The organism is Streptomyces sp. ISL-12 (assembly GCF_018614415.1).
In the GTDB taxonomy this organism is placed as follows: Bacteria; Actinomycetota; Actinomycetes; order Streptomycetales; family Streptomycetaceae; genus Streptomyces.
This window is the reverse complement of the sequence record NZ_JAGGOO010000156.1, coordinates 1-15,797: the sequence shown is the minus strand read 5'-3', so window position 1 is coordinate 15,797 and position 15,797 is coordinate 1. Positions and strand designations below refer to the sequence as shown.

The 15,797-nt window shown below is 70.9% G+C and carries 12 protein-coding genes and 1 tRNA gene; 6 read left to right on the top strand and 7 right to left on the bottom strand.

The window, feature by feature from the left end; all coding sequences use genetic code 11:
- The 3 genes from J7I94_RS34365 to J7I94_RS34355 form a co-directional block, all read left to right on the top strand.
- The coding region (locus tag J7I94_RS34365; RefSeq protein WP_251076166.1) for a branched-chain amino acid ABC transporter permease at positions 1–1,816 on the top strand (1,816 nt) is incomplete at its 5' end.
- Positions 1,813–2,700: an ABC transporter ATP-binding protein gene (locus J7I94_RS34360; RefSeq protein WP_374198479.1), complete on the top strand. Its 888-nt coding sequence runs from the start codon at positions 1,813–1,815 to the stop codon at positions 2,698–2,700. The genes J7I94_RS34365 and J7I94_RS34360, both read left to right, overlap by 4 nt.
- Positions 2,697–3,413: an ABC transporter ATP-binding protein gene (locus J7I94_RS34355; protein ID WP_215173686.1), complete on the top strand. Its 717-nt coding sequence runs from the start codon at positions 2,697–2,699 to the stop codon at positions 3,411–3,413. Before J7I94_RS34360 ends, J7I94_RS34355 begins: the two co-directional genes overlap by 4 nt.
- Before the next feature lie 68 nt (positions 3,414–3,481).
- Here the strand turns inward: J7I94_RS34355 and J7I94_RS34350 are convergent, their stop codons facing one another.
- Positions 3,482–4,144, bottom strand: coding sequence for an ANTAR domain-containing response regulator (locus J7I94_RS34350; protein WP_215173684.1), 663 nt, complete (start codon positions 4,142–4,144; stop codon positions 3,482–3,484).
- Positions 4,145–4,247: 103 nt separating this feature from the next.
- Here J7I94_RS34350 and J7I94_RS34345 point away from each other — a divergent pair.
- Positions 4,248–4,331: transfer RNA gene (locus tag J7I94_RS34345), tRNA-Leu, on the top strand.
- An 81-nt stretch (positions 4,332–4,412) separates the two neighbouring features.
- Entirely contained in the window at positions 4,413–5,192 is a 780-nt protein-coding gene (locus tag J7I94_RS34340; protein ID WP_215173682.1) for a helix-turn-helix domain-containing protein, read from the top strand.
- Positions 5,193–5,209: 17 nt separating this feature from the next.
- Here J7I94_RS34340 and pyk read toward each other — a convergent pair whose 3' ends face one another.
- Complete coding sequence (gene pyk, locus J7I94_RS34335; RefSeq protein WP_215173681.1) at positions 5,210–6,634, bottom strand: pyruvate kinase; 1,425 nt, start codon at positions 6,632–6,634, stop codon at positions 5,210–5,212.
- 375 nt (positions 6,635–7,009) lie between these two features.
- Between pyk and J7I94_RS34330 the strand changes: the two genes are divergently transcribed.
- The gene (locus tag J7I94_RS34330; RefSeq protein ID WP_215173679.1) at positions 7,010–8,818 is read left to right on the top strand and encodes a bifunctional UDP-sugar hydrolase/5'-nucleotidase; all 1,809 of its coding nucleotides are present in this window, start codon (positions 7,010–7,012) and stop codon (positions 8,816–8,818) included.
- A 20-nt stretch (positions 8,819–8,838) separates the two neighbouring features.
- Here J7I94_RS34330 and J7I94_RS34325 read toward each other — a convergent pair whose 3' ends face one another.
- The 5 genes from J7I94_RS34325 to J7I94_RS34305 form a co-directional block, all read right to left on the bottom strand.
- Positions 8,839–10,245 (bottom strand): lysine N(6)-hydroxylase/L-ornithine N(5)-oxygenase family protein, encoded by a 1,407-nt coding sequence (locus J7I94_RS34325; protein ID WP_215173677.1) that lies wholly within the window; start codon positions 10,243–10,245, stop codon positions 8,839–8,841.
- Positions 10,242–11,555 (bottom strand): pyridoxal-dependent decarboxylase, encoded by a 1,314-nt coding sequence (locus J7I94_RS34320; protein WP_251076167.1) that lies wholly within the window; start codon positions 11,553–11,555, stop codon positions 10,242–10,244. Before J7I94_RS34320 ends, J7I94_RS34325 begins: the two co-directional genes overlap by 4 nt.
- 518 nt (positions 11,556–12,073) lie before the next feature.
- On the bottom strand, positions 12,074–14,593 hold the full coding sequence (gene pepN, locus J7I94_RS34315; RefSeq protein ID WP_215173673.1) for an aminopeptidase N: 2,520 nt from the start codon (positions 14,591–14,593) through the stop codon (positions 12,074–12,076).
- 47 nt (positions 14,594–14,640) lie between these two features.
- Positions 14,641–15,231, bottom strand: coding sequence for a two-component system response regulator (locus J7I94_RS34310; protein WP_215173671.1), 591 nt, complete (start codon positions 15,229–15,231; stop codon positions 14,641–14,643).
- A gap of 159 nt (positions 15,232–15,390) precedes the next feature.
- Positions 15,391–15,729: a chorismate mutase gene (locus J7I94_RS34305; protein ID WP_215173669.1), complete on the bottom strand. Its 339-nt coding sequence runs from the start codon at positions 15,727–15,729 to the stop codon at positions 15,391–15,393.
- Positions 15,730–15,797: the final 68 nt, after the last annotated feature.

Genomic DNA, 15,797 nt, shown 5'->3' with positions numbered 1-15,797 from the left:
GACCACCACCCCGAAGACCCCGGACACCCCCGCCCCGGGCACCCCCACCGGCCTCATCGGCATCCCCCCGCACCTCGGACGCGCCCTCGCCACCGGCGGCGGCCTCCTCACCGTCGCCTCCACTTTCCTGGCCTGGACCTGGACCGACGCCTTCCCCGGCGACCTCACCGTCTACGGCTACCCCGGCGGCCTCCAGGTCCTCACCCTCATCGCCGGCGCCCTCACCGCCCTCCTCGGCACCGCCTCCTACGGCGTCAAGGGCCTGCGATGGCTCACCCCCGCCGGCGCCGACGCGGCCGTCAAGTTCGCCGCCCTCGCCGCGTTCGCCACCACCTGGTACACCGTCATCGCCATCAGCGCCCAGCTCGGCGGCGTCGTCAACCTCGAACCCGGCGGCTACATCGCCGCCGCCGTCACCCTCGTCGCCTTCCTCGGTGCCCTCGCCCTCCCCTTCGAACGCCCCGCGCCCGACCCCTTCGACCCCGACGACACCGGCTGGGAACAGTTCCGGCACCGCGCCTCGCAGAGCTGGGGGACCGTCAAGGCCGCCTTCGCCGGCGGCGCCCACCGCCCCGCGCCCGCCCTGCCCTCCTCCGCCGAGATCCTCATCATCGTCGCCGTCCTCGCCGTCGCCCTCACCGTCTTCACCTACGGCATCGGCACCGAGTACGACGAACTCTTCGTCGGCTTCCTCATCACCGCCGGCTTCGGCTTCAGCGCCCTGCACCGCACCGGCCTGATCGCCCAGATCTCCCAGATCACCGCCCGGCACCAGAACATCACCGTCTTCGGCGCCTTCATCGCCGCCGCCCTCTTCCCCTTCACCCAGACCGACGACCAGTACGCCACCATCGGCGTCTACATCCTCATCTTCGCCACCGTCGCCCTCGGCCTGAACATCGTCGTCGGCCTCGCCGGACTCCTCGACCTCGGCTACGTCGCCTTCCTCGGCGTCGGCGCCTACGCCGCCTCCCTCGTCTCCGGCTCCCCCACCAGCCCCATCGACGTCCACTTCCCCTTCTGGGCCGCCGTCCTCGTCGGCGCCGCCGCCTCCCTGGTCTTCGGCGTCCTCATCGGCGCCCCCACCCTGCGACTGCGCGGCGACTACCTCGCCATCGTCACCCTCGGCTTCGGCGAGATCTTCCGCATCACCGCCAACAACCTCGACGGCACCTCAGGACCCGACGTCACCAACGGCGCCAACGGCATCGCCGGCATCCCCGACCTCAAGATCCTCGGCTGGGACCTCGGCGCCCAGCACGACATCGCCGGCTTCACCATCGGACGCTTCGCCAACTACTTCTTCCTGATGCTGCTCATCACGGCCGTCGTCGTCCTCGTCTTCCGGCGCAGCGGCGACTCCCGCATCGGCCGCGCCTGGGTCGCCATCCGCGAGGACGAGACCGCCGCCCTCGCCATGGGCATCAACGGCTTCCGCGTCAAACTCATCGCCTTCGCCGTCGGCGCCTCCCTCGCCGGACTCGCCGGCACCGTCCAGGCCCACGTCACCTACACCGTCACCCCCGAGCAGTACCTCTTCGCCGGCACCACACCGCCCAACTCCGCCTTCCTGCTCGCCGCCGTCGTCCTCGGCGGCATGGGGACCATCGGCGGCCCCCTGCTCGGCGCCGCACTGCTCTTCCTCATCCCCAACAAGCTCCAGTTCCTCGGCGACTACCAGCTCTTCGCCTTCGGACTCGCGCTCGTCCTGCTGATGCGCTTCCGCCCCGAGGGACTCATCCCCAACCGCCGCCGGCAGCTCGAATTCCACGAAGAGGCCGTAGCGCCCGCGGCCCTCGGCAAGACAGGGGCCTGACCACCATGACCACCACCGACACCATGCCCGAGGACACCACCGCCCCCGGCCGGACCGTCCTCGACGCCCGCGGCGTCACCATGCGCTTCGGCGGACTCACCGCCGTACGCGGCGTCGACCTCACCGTCCGCAGCGGCGAGATCGTCGGCCTCATCGGCCCCAACGGCGCCGGCAAGACCACCTTCTTCAACTGCCTCACCGGCCTCTACATCCCCACCGAGGGCGAAGTCCGCTACAAGGACCAGGTCCTGCCGCCGAAATCCTTCAAGGTCACCGCCGCCGGCATCGCCCGCACCTTCCAGAACATCCGCCTCTTCGCCAACATGACCGTCCTGGAGAACGTCCTCGTCGGCCGCCACACCCGCACCAAGGAAGGCTTCTGGTCCGCCGTCCTGCGCGGCCCCGGCTTCCACAAGGCGGAGGCCGCCTCCCGGGCCCGCGCCACCGAACTCCTGGAGTTCGTCGGCCTCGCCGCCAAGGCCGGCCACCTCGCCCGCAACCTCCCCTACGGCGAACAGCGCAAGCTGGAGATCGCCCGCGCGCTGGCCAGCGAACCGGGCCTGCTGCTCCTGGACGAGCCGACCGCCGGCATGAACCCCCAGGAGACCCGCGCCACCGAGGAACTCGTCTTCGCCATCCGCGACCAGGGCATCGCCGTCCTCGTCATCGAGCACGACATGCGGTTCATCTTCAACCTCTGCGACCGCGTCGCCGTCCTCGTCCAGGGCGAGAAACTCGTCGAGGGCGACAGCGCCACCGTCCAGGGCGACGAACGCGTCATCGCCGCCTACCTCGGCGAACCCCTGGAGAACGACCCCGGCGCGGCCGAAGCGGCCGAGGTGGAGGCCGCCGAGGCCCACGCCCCCAAGGAGACCGACCGATGACCGCACTCCTGGAGGTCGAGGACCTCCGCGTCGCCTACGGCAAGATCGAAGCCGTCAAGGGCATCTCCTTCACCGTCGACGCCGGCGAGGTCGTCACCCTCATCGGCACCAACGGCGCCGGCAAGACCACGACGCTGCGGACGCTCTCCGGCCTCCTCAAGCCGGTCGGCGGACAGATAAAATTCGACGGCCGGTCGCTGAAGAAGGTCCCCGCCCACCAGATCGTCTCCCTCGGACTCGCCCACTCCCCCGAGGGCCGGCACATCTTCCCCCGCATGACCATCGAGGACAACCTGCGCCTCGGCGCGTTCCTGCGGAGCGACAGGACGGGCATCGAGAAGGACATCCAGCGCGCCTACGACCTCTTCCCCATCCTGGGCGAACGCCGCAAGCAGGCCGCGGGCACCCTCTCCGGCGGCGAACAGCAGATGCTCGCCATGGGCCGGGCCCTGATGTCCCAGCCGAAACTCCTCATGCTCGACGAGCCCTCCATGGGCCTCTCCCCGATCATGATGCAGAAGATCATGGCGACCATCGCCGAGCTGAAGGCCCAGGGCACGACCATCCTGCTCGTCGAGCAGAACGCCCAGGCCGCGCTCTCCCTCGCGGACCAGGGACACGTCATGGAGGTCGGCAGCATCGTCCTGTCCGGCACCGGGCAGGACCTCCTGCACGACGAGTCGGTCCGCAAGGCGTACCTCGGCGAGGACTGACCCCGCGGCATGACAGAGGCCCGCGTCCCCGTCCGGGACGCGGGCCTCAGCCGTACGCGCTCGAATGCTCAGCCCTTGTCCTTGGGCGCCTTCTTCTCCGCGGCGTCCTCGATGACCGCCTGGGCCACCTGCTGCATCGACATCCGCCGGTCCATCGACGTCTTCTGGATCCACCGGAACGCGGCCGGCTCGGTCAGCCCGTACTCCGTCTGCAGCACCGACTTCGCGCGGTCCACCAGCTTGCGCGTCTCCAGCCGCTGGGAGAGGTCCGCGACCTCCTTCTCCAGCTCCTTCAGCTCCGTGAACCGCGAGACGGCCATCTCGATCGCCGGAACGACGTCGCTCTTGGAGAACGGCTTCACCAGGTACGCCATCGCACCCGCGTCCCGCGCCCGCTCCACCAGGTCGCGCTGCGAGAACGCGGTCAGCATCAGCACCGGGGCGATGCTCTCGCCGGCGATCTTCTCGGCCGCGGAGATGCCGTCCAGCTTGGGCATCTTCACGTCCAGGATCACCAGGTCGGGGCGGTGCTCACGGGCCAGCTCGACGGCCTGCTCACCATCACCGGCCTCGCCGACGACGGAGTACCCCTCCTCCTCCAGCATCTCTTTGAGATCCAGCCGGATGAGCGCCTCGTCCTCGGCGATGACGACACGGGTCGTCAGCGGAGGCACGTGCGACTTGTCGTCATCGGTCACGTCGGCGGGCTGGGGCGACTCGGGGGCGGTCACGTGGGCGCTCCTTGTTCCGGGGCAGGTGATGCTGCTGTCCAAGAGCCTACCTAGCTGCGGCGGGCGACGTTGAGCCGGTACACTTCCCTCCAGGTCACGACCTGCCCGGTTGGAGGAATCTGGTCAGACTCGCGGTGCTCAAACCACCGTGCCTTCGGGCATGTGGGTTCGAATCCCACACCGGGCACTCACAAAGCGGAAGATCACGTTCGCGTGGTCTTCCGCTTTTTGCTGCACATGGTGGCGATCAGCGACTCAGAGTGGCCGCATGGACCAGCACACGTCTTCGATCCGCGCGCACGCTGTCGCCCTCATGCGACAAGGACTGCCGAACCGCGTGGTCGCGGAGCAGCTCGGCGTCCCGAGAGGCACTGTCGGCTGGTGGCGCAGCGAAGACCGCAGAACACGCGGCGAGGTGTACCAGCGGGCGTCCGACTGCCCCGCGTGTACCGACCGACCGCTCGACGAGGTCGCCTATGCCTATCTGCTCGGTCTGTATCTCGGGGACGGCCACATCATCTCGAAGCCCAGGCAGCACCACTTGTCGATCTCCTGCAACGCGGCCCAGACTGGCCTCGTCGCCGCCGCCGAGGAGGCCATGCGCCGGGTGATGCCACTTGCCAGCGTGAAGGGCCGGCACCGGGCGGGCTGTGTTGAGGTGAAGTCTTACACGGCGCACTGGGTGTGCTTGTTCCCGCAGCACGGTCCCGGCAAGAAGCACGAGCGGCGGATCACCCTCGAAGCCTGGCAGCAGGCGGTCGTCGACGCGCACCCTTGGGAGTTCGTCCGCGGGCTCATCCATTCCGACGGCTGCCGGATCACCAACTGGACGACCCGGCTCGTCGGCGGAGAGCGGAAGCGGTACGAGTATCCGCGGTACTTCTTCACCAACGTGTCGGACGACATCCGCCGCCTCTGCACCGACACCCTCGACGGACTCGGCGTCGAGTGGACCCACTGCACCCGTCACGGGAACCCGTACAACATCTCCGTGGCCCGCAGAGCCTCCGTGGCTCTGATGGACGCTCACGTGGGTCCGAAGTACTGACTGGTCCTCAGTACTGACTAGTCCTCGCCGATGCGGTGCACCCGCACCATGTTCGTCGTACCCGACACCCCCGGTGGCGAGCCCGCCGTGATGATCACCACGTCGCCCTTCTGGCACCGCCCGTACTGGAGGAGCAGTTCGTCCACCTGGGCGACCATCGCGTCCGTGGAGTCGACGTGGGGGCCGAGGAAGGTCTCCACGCCCCAGGTCAGGTTGAGCTGGGAGCGGGTGGACGGTTCGGGGGTGAAGGCGAGGAGGGGGATGGGTGAGCGGTAGCGGGAGAGGCGGCGGGCCGTGTCGCCGGACTGGGTGAAGGCGACCAGGAAGCGGGCGCCGAGGAAGTCGCCGATCTCGGCTGCCGCGCGGGCGACCGCGCCGCCCTGGGTGCGGGGCTTGGTGTGGCCGGTGAGCGGGGGGAGACCCCCGGCGAGGAGGCCTTCCTCCGCCGCCTCGACGATGCGGGCCATCGTGCGGACCGTGTCGATCGCGTGCTTGCCGACGCTGGTCTCGCCGGAGAGCATCACCGCGTCCGTGCCGTCGAGGACCGCGTTGGCGACGTCGGAGGCCTCGGCGCGGGTGGGCCGGGCGTTGTCGATCATCGAGTCGAGCATCTGCGTGGCGACGATGACCGGTTTGGCGTTGCGCTTGGCGAGTTTGACGGCGCGTTTCTGGACGATCGGGACCTGTTCCAGCGGCATTTCGACGCCGAGGTCGCCGCGGGCGACCATGATGCCGTCGAAGGCGGCGACGATGCCGTCGAGGTCCTCGACGGCCTGGGGCTTCTCGACCTTGGCGATGACGGGGAGGCGGCGGCCCTCCTCGTCCATGATGCGGTGGACGTCGTGGATGTCGCGTCCGCTGCGGACGAAGGAGAGGGCGATGACGTCGAAGCCGGTGCGCAGCGCCCAGCGCAGGTCGTCCTCGTCCTTCTTGGAGAGGGCGGGGACGGAGACGGCGACGCCGGGGAGGTTGAGGCCCTTGTGGTCGGAGACCATGCCGCCCTCGACGACGCGGGTGCGGACGCGGGGGCCGTCGACGGCGGTGACTTCGAGGCAGACCTTGCCGTCGTCGACGAGGACGCGTTCGCCGGGGGTGACGTCGTCGGCGAGTCCGGCGTAGGTGGTGCCGCAGCCGGTGCGGTCGCCTTCGGCGCCGTCCTCGACGGTGATGGTGAAGGTGTCGTCGCGTTCGAGCAGTACGGGGCCTTCGGTGAAGGTGCCGAGGCGGATCTTCGGGCCCTGGAGGTCGGCGAGGAGTCCGACGCTGCGGCCGGTCGTGTCGGATGCCTTGCGGACCCGTCGGTACCGCTCCTCGTGTTCGGCGTGTCCGCCGTGGCTGAGGTTGAAGCGGGCGATGTCCATGCCGGCCTCGACCAGTGCTTCGATCTGGTCGTAGGAGTCGGTGGCGGGTCCCAGGGTGCAGACGATTTTCGCTCGGCGCATGGGGCGAGCCTATGACTTACCGGCGGGTAGAGAATTGGCGGTGCATGACTGCTCAACGACCTTTGAGTGAAGCCCTTTTGACAAGTGGTGAATTGTGCGGCGGGGTGCTCTGATGAGCATTCGGCGGGGTTTTCCTCAGCCTTTTCGGGTGTCTTTTCGACGGTCGCTCACAGGGTCGGCGGCGTTGCGGTCGCGGGCGCCCACGGGGACGCCGGTCGGGGCCGTACGTCCCGCTCTGTCGCCGCTTCGGACCGGGCGGCCCCCGGTGAGTCACCGGATCGAAACCTGCGAGGGGTGTTGCCGGTCGCGTTGAGCAGCCACAATCTACGCGCGTTGTCCACGTGGGTCGTGGGACCCGTCATCCAGGAGATCAGCATGCCGTTGAACCGCCGGAAGTTTCTGAAGAGGTCCGCCGTGACAGGAGCGGGGGTGGCGCTGGCCGGTGCGGCAGCGGCTCCGGCGGCCGAGGCGGCGCCCGCCGGCCACGGGCACAAGCCGCAGGGCAAGCGGTACTCGCTGACGGTGATGGGGACGACCGACCTGCACGGGCACGTCTTCAACTGGGACTACTTCAAGGACGCGGAGTACACGGACTCGGCGGGCAACGCGCAGGGGCTGGCGCGGGTCTCGACGCTGATCGACCAGGTGCGCGAGGAGAAGGGCCGCGGCAATACGCTGCTGTTGGACGCGGGTGACACGATTCAGGGGACTCCGCTGACGTATTACTACGCGAAGGTGGATCCGATCACCGCCGAGGGCGGTCCGGTGCATCCGATGGCTCAGGCGATGAACGCGATCGGTTATGACGCGGTGGCGCTGGGCAATCACGAGTTCAACTACGGTATCGAGACGCTGCGCAAGTTCGAGGAGCAGTGTGATTTTCCGCTGCTGGGTGCGAACGCGGTGGACGCGAAGACGCTGAAGCCTGCTTTTCCCCCGTATTTCATGAAGACGTTCCGGGTGAAGGGCGCGCCGCCGGTGAAGGTGGCGGTGCTGGGGCTGACCAACCCGGGGATCGCGATCTGGGACAAGGCGTACGTGCAGGGGAAGCTGGCGTTCCCGGGCCTGGAGGAGCAGGCGGCGAAGTGGGTGCCCAAGCTGCGGTCGATGGGTGCGGACGTGGTGGTGGTCTCGGCGCACTCGGGGGCTTCGGGGACGTCGTCGTACGGTGACCAGTTGCCGTACGTGGAGAACGCGGCGGCGAATGTGGCCCGGCAGGTGCCGGGGATCGACGCGATCCTGGTCGGGCACGCGCACACGGAGATCGCTGAGCAGCGGGTCGTCAACGAGAAGACCGGCGACGAGGTCGTGCTGTCGGAGCCGCTGTGCTACGCGGAGCGGCTGACGCTGTTCGACTTCGAGCTGGTGCACGAGAAGGGCCGTTGGCGGGTGGAGTCGGTCAAGGCGTCGCTGCGGGATTCCCGCACGGTGGCGGACGATCCGAAGATCACGCGGTTGCTGAAGGACGAGCACGCGCTGGTGGTGGCGTACGTCAACCAGGTGGTGGGGACGGCGACGCAGACGTTGACGACGGTGGAGGCGCGGTACAAGGACGCGCCGATCATCGATCTGATCACCAAGGTGCAGGAGGACGTGGTCAAGGCGGCGCTGGCGGGGACGGAGTACGCGTCGTTGCCGGTGCTGGCGCAGGCGTCGCCGTTCTCGCGGACGTCGGAGATCCCGGCGGGCGAGGTGACGATCCGGGATCTGTCGAGTCTGTACGTGTACGACAACACGCTGGTGGCGAAGGTGATGACGGGCGCTCAGGTACGGGCGTACCTGGAGTACTCGGCGGAGTACTACGTCCAGACCGCGGCGGGTGCGGCGGTGGACGTGGAGAAGCTGACGAACGCGGGCGGCCGTCCGGACTACAACTACGACTACGTGTCGGGGCTGGCGTACGAGATCGACATCGCGCGGCCGGCGGGTTCGCGGATCAAGAACTTGACGTACGGGGGTGCGGCGCTGGACGACGCGCAGCGGTTCGTGCTGGCGGTGAACAACTACCGGGCCAATGGCGGTGGGGCGTTCCCGCATGTGGCGTCGGCGCAGGAGGTGTGGTCGGAGTCGACGGAGATCCGTACGCGGATCGCCGAGTGGGTGACGGCGAAGGGTGTGCTGGACCCGGCCGGCTTCGCGTCGGTGGACTGGCGGCTGACGCGGGACGGTACGCCGGTGTTCTGATCTGTTTCCGGTGGGTGGCCTCAGATGCCGTCGGTGAGCGGGGTGAGTACTTTCGCCTCGCGTGCGGAGGGGATCTGGGGCCGTTGTCGTTCCAGGCCGAAGGTGGTGAAGGCGGTGCGGCGCGGGAGGGGGTATGGGTCGGTGCCGGTGAGGGTGTTGAGGATGGTGGCGCTGCGCCAGGCGGCGAGTCCGAGGTCGGGGGCGCCGACGCCGTGGGTGTGGGTCTCGGCGTTCTGTACGTAGACGTGGCAGCCGGCGGTGGTGACGGTGGGGTCGAGGAGGAGCCGGAAGCGTTCGTCGACGCGGGGGCGGTTGGCGTTGTCGCGGCGCAGGTAGGGGTCGAGGCCGGCGAGGAGTTGGTCGAGGGGGCGTTCGCGGTAGCCGGTGGCGAGGACGACGGCGTCGGTGGTGAGGCGGGAGCGGGTTTTCTGTTCGACGTGTTCGAGGTGGAGTTCGATCTGGGTGGTGGCGACGCGGCCGGCGGTGCGGACGCGGACGCCGGGGGTGAGGACGGCGTCGGGCCAGCCGTCGGTGAGGGAGCGGCGGTAGAGCTCGTCGTGGAGGGCGGCGAGGGTGCCGGCGTCGACGCCTTTGTGGAGGTGCCACTGGGCGGGGACGAGGCGGTCGCGGACGTTCTCGGGCAGGGCGTGGAAGTAGTGGGTGTAGTCGGGGGTGAAGTGTTCGAGGCCGAGTTTGGAGTACTCCATCGGGGTGATGGCCTCGGTGCGGCCGACCCAGTGCAGGCGTTCGCGGCCGGTGGGGCGGTTGCGGAGCAGGTCGAGGAAGATCTCGGCGCCGGACTGGCCGGTGCCGACGACGGTGACGTGGCCGGCGGTGAGCAGGGCGGTGCGGTGGTCGAGGTAGTCGGCGGCGTGCAGGACGGGGACGCCGGGGGCGTCGGCGAGGGGTTTGAGCGGTTCGGGGACGTGGGGTTCGGTGCCGATGCCGACGACGAGGTTCTTGGTGTGGGTGCGGCCGAGGGCGTGGGCCTCTCCGTCGGCGTCGAGGTGGGCGTAGTCGACTTCGAAGCAACCGTGTTCGGGGTTGAAGCGGACGGCGTCGACCTGGTGGCCGAAGCGGAGGGAGGGGAGGTTCTCGCAGACCCAGCGGCAGTAGGCGTCGTAGGCGGTGCGGTGGATGTGGAAGTGCTCGGAGAAGTAGAAGGGGTAGAGGCGTTCGCGGGTGCGGAGGTAGTTGAGGAAGCTGAAGTGGCTGGTGGGGTCGGCGAGGGTGACGAGGTCGGCGAGGAAGGGGACCTGGAGGCGGGCCTCGTCGATGAGGAGGCCGGGGTGCCAGTGGAAGGCGGGGCGCTGGTCGTAGAAGACGGTGTCGAGGCCGGTCAGGGGGTGGGCGAGGGCGGCGAGGGAGAGGTTGAAGGGGCCGATGCCGACGCCGACGAGGTCGTGGGGCTCGGTGGTGGGGTTCATCGGGGGGTGTGTCCTTCCACGAGGTCGAGCAGGGCGGTGAGGTCGTCGGGGCCGGCGTGGGGGTTGAGGAGGGTGGCCTTGAGCCACAGCCGTCCGTCGGGGCGGGCTCGGCCGAGGACGGCGCGGCCTTCGGCGAGGAGGGTGCGGCGGACGGCGGCGACGGCGGGGTCGGGGGCGCCGGCGGGGCGGAACAGGACGGTGCTGAGGGGCGGTGGGGCGTAGAGGTCCAGGGCGGGGCGGGCGCCGACGAGGCGGGCGAGGTCCTGGGCGCGGGCGTGGACGTGGTCGACGAGGGTGCCGAGGCCGGTGCGGCCGAGGGTCTTGAGGGTGACGGCGATCTTGAGGATGTCGGGGCGCCGGGTGGTGCGCAGGGAGCGGCCGAGGAGGTCGGGGAGGCCGGCGTCGGTGTCGTCGTCGGCGTTGAGGTAGTCGGCGCGTTGGCGCAGGGCGGTGAGGTCGGTGGGGTAGCGGACGGTGAGGAGGCCGGCGGCGATCGGTTGCCAGCCGAGTTTGTGCAGGTCGAGGGCGATGGTGTGGGCGCGGTCGAGGCCGGCGAGCTGGGTTCGGTGGCGGTCGCTGAAGAGGAGGCCGCCTCCGTAGGCGGCGTCGATGTGGAGGCGGGCGCCGTGGCGGGCGCAGACGTCGGCGATGTCGGGGAGGGGGTCGATGAGGCCGGCGTCGGTGGTGCCGGCGGTGGCGGCCACGACGACGGGGCTGCCGGGGCCGGGGAGCCGGGCGAGGATGTTGTCGAGGACGGCGGGGTCGAGGGTGCCCGCGGGGGTGGGTACGGGGACGGGGTCGGGCAGGCCGAGGAGCCAGGCGGCGCGGGGCAGTGAGTGGTGGGCGTTGGCGCCGTGGACGAGGCGGGTCGCCGGTCCCTGGGTTTCGCGGGCGAGGAGCAGGGCGAGGTGGTTGGACTCGGTGGCGCCGGTGGTGACGAGGGCGTCGGCGTGACCGGCCTCCCTGGCCAGCGCGTGGGTGACGAGGGCTTCGAGGGCGGAGGCGGCGGGGGCCTGGTCCCAGGAGTCGAGGGAGGGGTTGAGGACGCTGACGGCGAGTTCGGCGGCGGCGCTGACGGCGAGCGGCGGGCCGTGCAGGTGGGCGGCGCACAGGGGGTCGGCGGGGTCGGCGGATCCGGCGGCGAGGGCGGTGACGAGGGTGTGCAGGGCGCCGGGGTCGCCGTGTTCGGGCAGGACGTCGCCGAGGGCGGCACGGGTGCGGGCGGCGACGGCGTCGGGTCCGCCGGCGGGGAGCGGCCCGCCGCGGGCCCGGGTTCCGGTGTGGAGGGCGTCCAGGACGGTGTCGAGCAGGGGGCGGAGGGCGTGGGGGCCGTCGGGGCCCGAGGCGAGGGGCGGTCGCGAGGCTTGGGAGCCATCGGAACCGGAAACGAGGGGCGGTCGCGAGGCACGGGAGCCATCGGGATCTGAAGCGTGGGGCGGTCGCAGGGCGTAGGGACCGTCGTCCGAGCCCGGAGCAAGGGAGCCGTCGGAATCCGAAGCGGGCGACGGCCCCGGCACGTCGGAACCGTCAGAACCCGAAACGAACAGCGGCTGCAGGCCACAGGAACCGCCGGGCCCCCAAGCAGGCAACAGCCCCGGCACGTCGGAACCGTCGGAACCCGAAGCATGGGGCGGTGGGGTGCTCATCGGTGTCCTCCGGGGCGCGGCGGGGTGGCCTCCAGCGTGTACGCGGGAGGTGGTCGCGTCCGGGGGTTCGGTGAACAGCACCCGATGGAGGTACTGCCGTACGGGGAGAACGGGTCGGAGGTGGGGTATCGTGCGGCGCCGCCGGCCCGGAGGAGGCCGGCGGCGGGTGCCGCCGCGTGGGGTCAGGCGCCGTGGGCCTCGCGGACCCGGAGCGCCCGTGCGAGGTCGTCCAGTTCGTCGACGAGCCGGCGGCGCAGGGACGGCACGGGTCCGGCGTCGCGCAGGCACTCCTCGCCGAGGCGGAGGGTGTCGGGGGTGACGGCGTGGACGGGGAAGGCCCAGCGGCCCGCGGCGGCGGCGATGGCGGGGCCGCGGCGGGCGGCGACGGCGACCGCGTCGGGGAAGTAGCGGGGCACGTACTCCCGTACCAGGTCGGCCTGTTCGGGCTGCCAGAAGCCCTGGGCGGTGGCGGTGAACAGGTAGTTGGAAAGGTCGTCGGAGCCGAACATGGCGTCCCAGGCGCGGGCCTTGGCCTCGGGGTCGGGCAGGGCGGCGCGGCAGCGGGCGGCGCCTTCCCGGCCGGTGGCGCTGGGGTCGCGGTCGAGTTCGGCGGCGATGGTCTCCTCGTCGGTGGCGCCGAGGACGGCGAGCCGGGTGAGGATGCGCCAGCGCAGTTCGGGGTCGAGTTCGGGGCCGCCGGGGACGGTGCCGTCGGCGAGCCAGGCGGTGATGGTCTCGGGGTGGGCGGCGGTGGCGATGCGGTGGCGTACGGCGATCAGGCGGCGCCCGGGGTGGTCGCCGTCCTCGGTGCGGCGGATGAGGTCGCGGCACAGGGCGGTGAGGGTGGCCAGGGCGGCGGGCCGCTGCCCGGGGGTGAGGTAGCGGTCGGCGATGTGGGTGTGGGCGAAGGCCAGGACGCCCTGGACGAGGGCGAGGTCGGTCTCCTCGGGAAGGTGGGCGGCGGCGGTGGCCAGGTAGTCGCCGGGGGCGAGTTCGCCGTCGCGGACCATGTCGCGCAGGGTGTTCCACACCACGGTGCGGGTGAGGGCGTCGGGGATCTCGGACAGGCCGCGCAGGGCGGTCTCCAGGGAGTGCGCGTCGAGGCGGATCTTGGCGTAGGTGTGGTCGAGGTCGTTGGGGACGACGAGGGCGGGGCGGGTGCCGGGGCGGGGCTCGGGGGCGGTCTGGGGGACGTCGGTCTCGTAGCGCTCGCGCAGGACGAGGGTGCGGCCGTCGTTGAGGTCGCGGTCGTAGACGCCGATGGTGGCGCGGTGCGGGCGGCTGCCGTCGCGGTGCAGGGCGAGCGTCCAGGCGCCGGGGCGGGCGTCGACGCCGGCGGTGAGGGTGTCGACGCCGGTGGTGCGCAGCCAGGTGTCGGCCCAGGCGTGGACGTCGCGGTCGGTGGCGGTGGCGAGGGAGTCGATGAAGTCGGCGAGGGAGGCGTTGGCGAACTTGTGCCGGGCGAAGTGGGTGTTGATGCCGGCCAGGAAGTCCTTCTCGCCGAGCCAGGTGACGAGCTGGCGCAGGGCGGAGGCGCCCTTGGCGTAGGAGATGCCGTCGAAGTTGAGGAGGGCGGAGGCGGTGTCGGGGACGTCCTCGGGGGCGACGGGGTGGGTGGAGGGGCGCTGGTCGGCGTCGTAGCCCCAGGACTTGCGGGTGACGCCGAACTCGGTCCAGGGGCCGGAGAAGCGGGTGGCCTCGGCGGTGGTCTGGTAGCCCATGTACTCGGCGAAGGACTCGTTGAGCCAGATGTCGTCCCACCAGCGCAGGGTGACGAGGTCGCCGAACCACATGTGGGCCATCTCGTGGGCGATGACCATGGCGCGGGTCTGGCGTTCGGTGTCGGTGACGGCGGAGCGGTGGACGAACTCGTCGCGGAAGGTGACCAGGCCGGGGTTCTCCATGGCGCCGGCGTTGAACTCGGGGACGAACGCCTGGTCGTAGGAGTCGAAGGGGTAGGGCTCGTCGAACTTCTCGTGGTAGCGGTCGAAGCAGGCGCGGGTGATGTCGAGGATCTCGTCGGCGTCCGCGTCGAGGTACCGGGCGAGGGAGCGGCGGCAGTGGATGCCGAAGGGCAGGCCGCGGTGTTCGGTGGTGACGGAGTGCCAGGGGCCGGCGGCGACGGCGACGAGGTAGGTGGAGACGGGCGGGGTGGTGGCGGCGGTCCAGCGGCCGTCGTCGGTGCGTTCGGTGACGCCGTTGGCGAGGACGGTCCAGCCTTCGGGGGCGCGGACGGTGAGGTCGAAGCGGGCCTTGAGGTCGGGCTGGTCGAAGGCGGCGAAGACGCGCTGGACGTCGTCCATGAAGAGCTGGGTGTAGAGGTACGTCTCGCCGTCGGCGGGGTCGGTGAAGCGGTGCATGCCCTCGCCGGTGCGGGAGTAGGCCATGGCGGCGTCGACGCGCAGTTCGTGTTCGCCGGGGGTGAGGTTCCGCAGGGGCAGGCGGTTGTCGTCCAGGTCCGCCGGGTCGAGGGGGTGTCCGTCGAGGGTGACGCTGTGCAGCCGGGCGGGCCTGACGTCGACGAAGGTGTCCGTGCCGGCTGCGGGCTCCGTGTCGCCGCGGACGGTGAAGCGGATGGTGGTGAGGGAGTCGAAGGTCTCTTCCCCGCCGGTCAGATCGAGGGCGATCGTGTAGTGGTGGACGTCGAGGAGCCGGGCACGGGTCTGCGCTTCGTCGCGCGTCAGTACGGACATGGACGACATGCTGCCCGATGCCGGTCGGAGGGCACAGAGGCGGTTCGGTACGCGGCCTATGTCCGGTCTTTCTGGAGGCTGTCGCGCTCCCCCTCGCGCGCCCCCCGGGGCCGGGAGCGCGGGGCGGGGGCGTCGGGGTGGGGGCGGCCGGGAGGAGTGGGGCCGTTTCCGGTGTGCTCCCGCAGGCGGGCGCGCAGGTCGCGCACCTCCCGTTGGAGGGCGAGGTGGCGCCGGTGGGTCTCGTAGAGGTGGCGGACCTTGGTGCGCAGGGCCCAGGGGTCCACGGGTTTGAGGACCAGGTCGGCGACGCCCAGGCGGAAGGCGGTGGCGCTCAGCTCGGGGTCGAAGCCGAAGCCGGTGAGGAGGACGACCGGGATGTGCTGGGTCTGTTCCACGCGGCGCATGTAGCGGACCACGTCGAGGCCGTCGACGCCGGGTATCCGTACGTCGAGGAGGAGCAGGGCGACCTGGCCGCGCAGGACCTGTTTGAGCGCCTGGTCGCCGCTGGTGGCCCGCCGCAGGCCGTAGCCGAGCGGGGCGAGGGCGGCCTCCAGGGCGTACAGCGTGTCCTCGTGGTCGTCGACGATCAGTATTCCGGCGTCCGAGGGTGCTCCGGCGCCCGGCGGTGTTCCGGCATCCGACGGCATGGCCCGACGTCCTCCCTTGTGCGGCAAGGGGTGCACGGCTGTGCGGCACGGGGCGCACGGCTGTACGGCGAGGGGGGTGCACAGCGCAGCATGCCCCGTGCACGTCCCCGTGTCACTCCCCCCGGTACGGCCTCGGGAGGGTCGGGCGGGCCGGGCGGGTCAGGCGGACTCGGTGCCGGCGTCCTCGGCGATGCGCTCGTGGTGGTGGATGACCTCGGCGATGATGAAGTTCAGGAACTTCTCGGCGAAGGCCGGGTCGAGTTTGGCGTTCTCGGCCAGGGTCCGCAGCCGGGTGATCTGTTCGGCCTCGCGGGCCGGGTCGGCGGGCGGCAGCTGGTGGCGGGCCTTGAGGTGGCCGACCTGCTGGGTGCATTTGAAGCGCTCGGCGAGCATGTGGACGACGGCGGCGTCGATGTTGTCGATGCTGTCGCGCAGCCGGGCGAGCTCCTCGCGGACGGCGGGGTCGGCTCCACTGTTACCGGTGTTGCTGGTGGTCATGACAGGTCAGCCTACGGGGCGGGGCGGGGGTGGCGCCGGGCCGTCTCAGCACCCGGCGGGGGCAGGGG

What these genes read in the sequence shown, in the direction of transcription:
- J7I94_RS34355 (WP_215173686.1), top strand. Translation starts at nt 2,697, where the DNA reads ATGACCGCACTCCTGGAGGTCGAGGACCTCCGCGTCGCCTACGGCAAG.
- J7I94_RS34340 (WP_215173682.1), top strand. Translation starts at nt 4,413, where the DNA reads ATGGACCAGCACACGTCTTCGATCCGCGCGCACGCTGTCGCCCTCATG.
- pyk (WP_215173681.1), bottom strand. Translation starts at nt 6,634, where the DNA reads ATGCGCCGAGCGAAAATCGTCTGCACCCTGGGACCCGCCACCGACTCC.
- J7I94_RS34330 (WP_215173679.1), top strand. Translation starts at nt 7,010, where the DNA reads ATGCCGTTGAACCGCCGGAAGTTTCTGAAGAGGTCCGCCGTGACAGGA.
- J7I94_RS34325 (WP_215173677.1), bottom strand. Translation starts at nt 10,245, where the DNA reads ATGAACCCCACCACCGAGCCCCACGACCTCGTCGGCGTCGGCATCGGC.
- pepN (WP_215173673.1), bottom strand. Translation starts at nt 14,593, where the DNA reads ATGTCGTCCATGTCCGTACTGACGCGCGACGAAGCGCAGACCCGTGCC.
- J7I94_RS34310 (WP_215173671.1), bottom strand. Translation starts at nt 15,231, where the DNA reads ATGCCGTCGGATGCCGGAACACCGCCGGGCGCCGGAGCACCCTCGGAC.
- J7I94_RS34305 (WP_215173669.1), bottom strand. Translation starts at nt 15,729, where the DNA reads ATGACCACCAGCAACACCGGTAACAGTGGAGCCGACCCCGCCGTCCGC.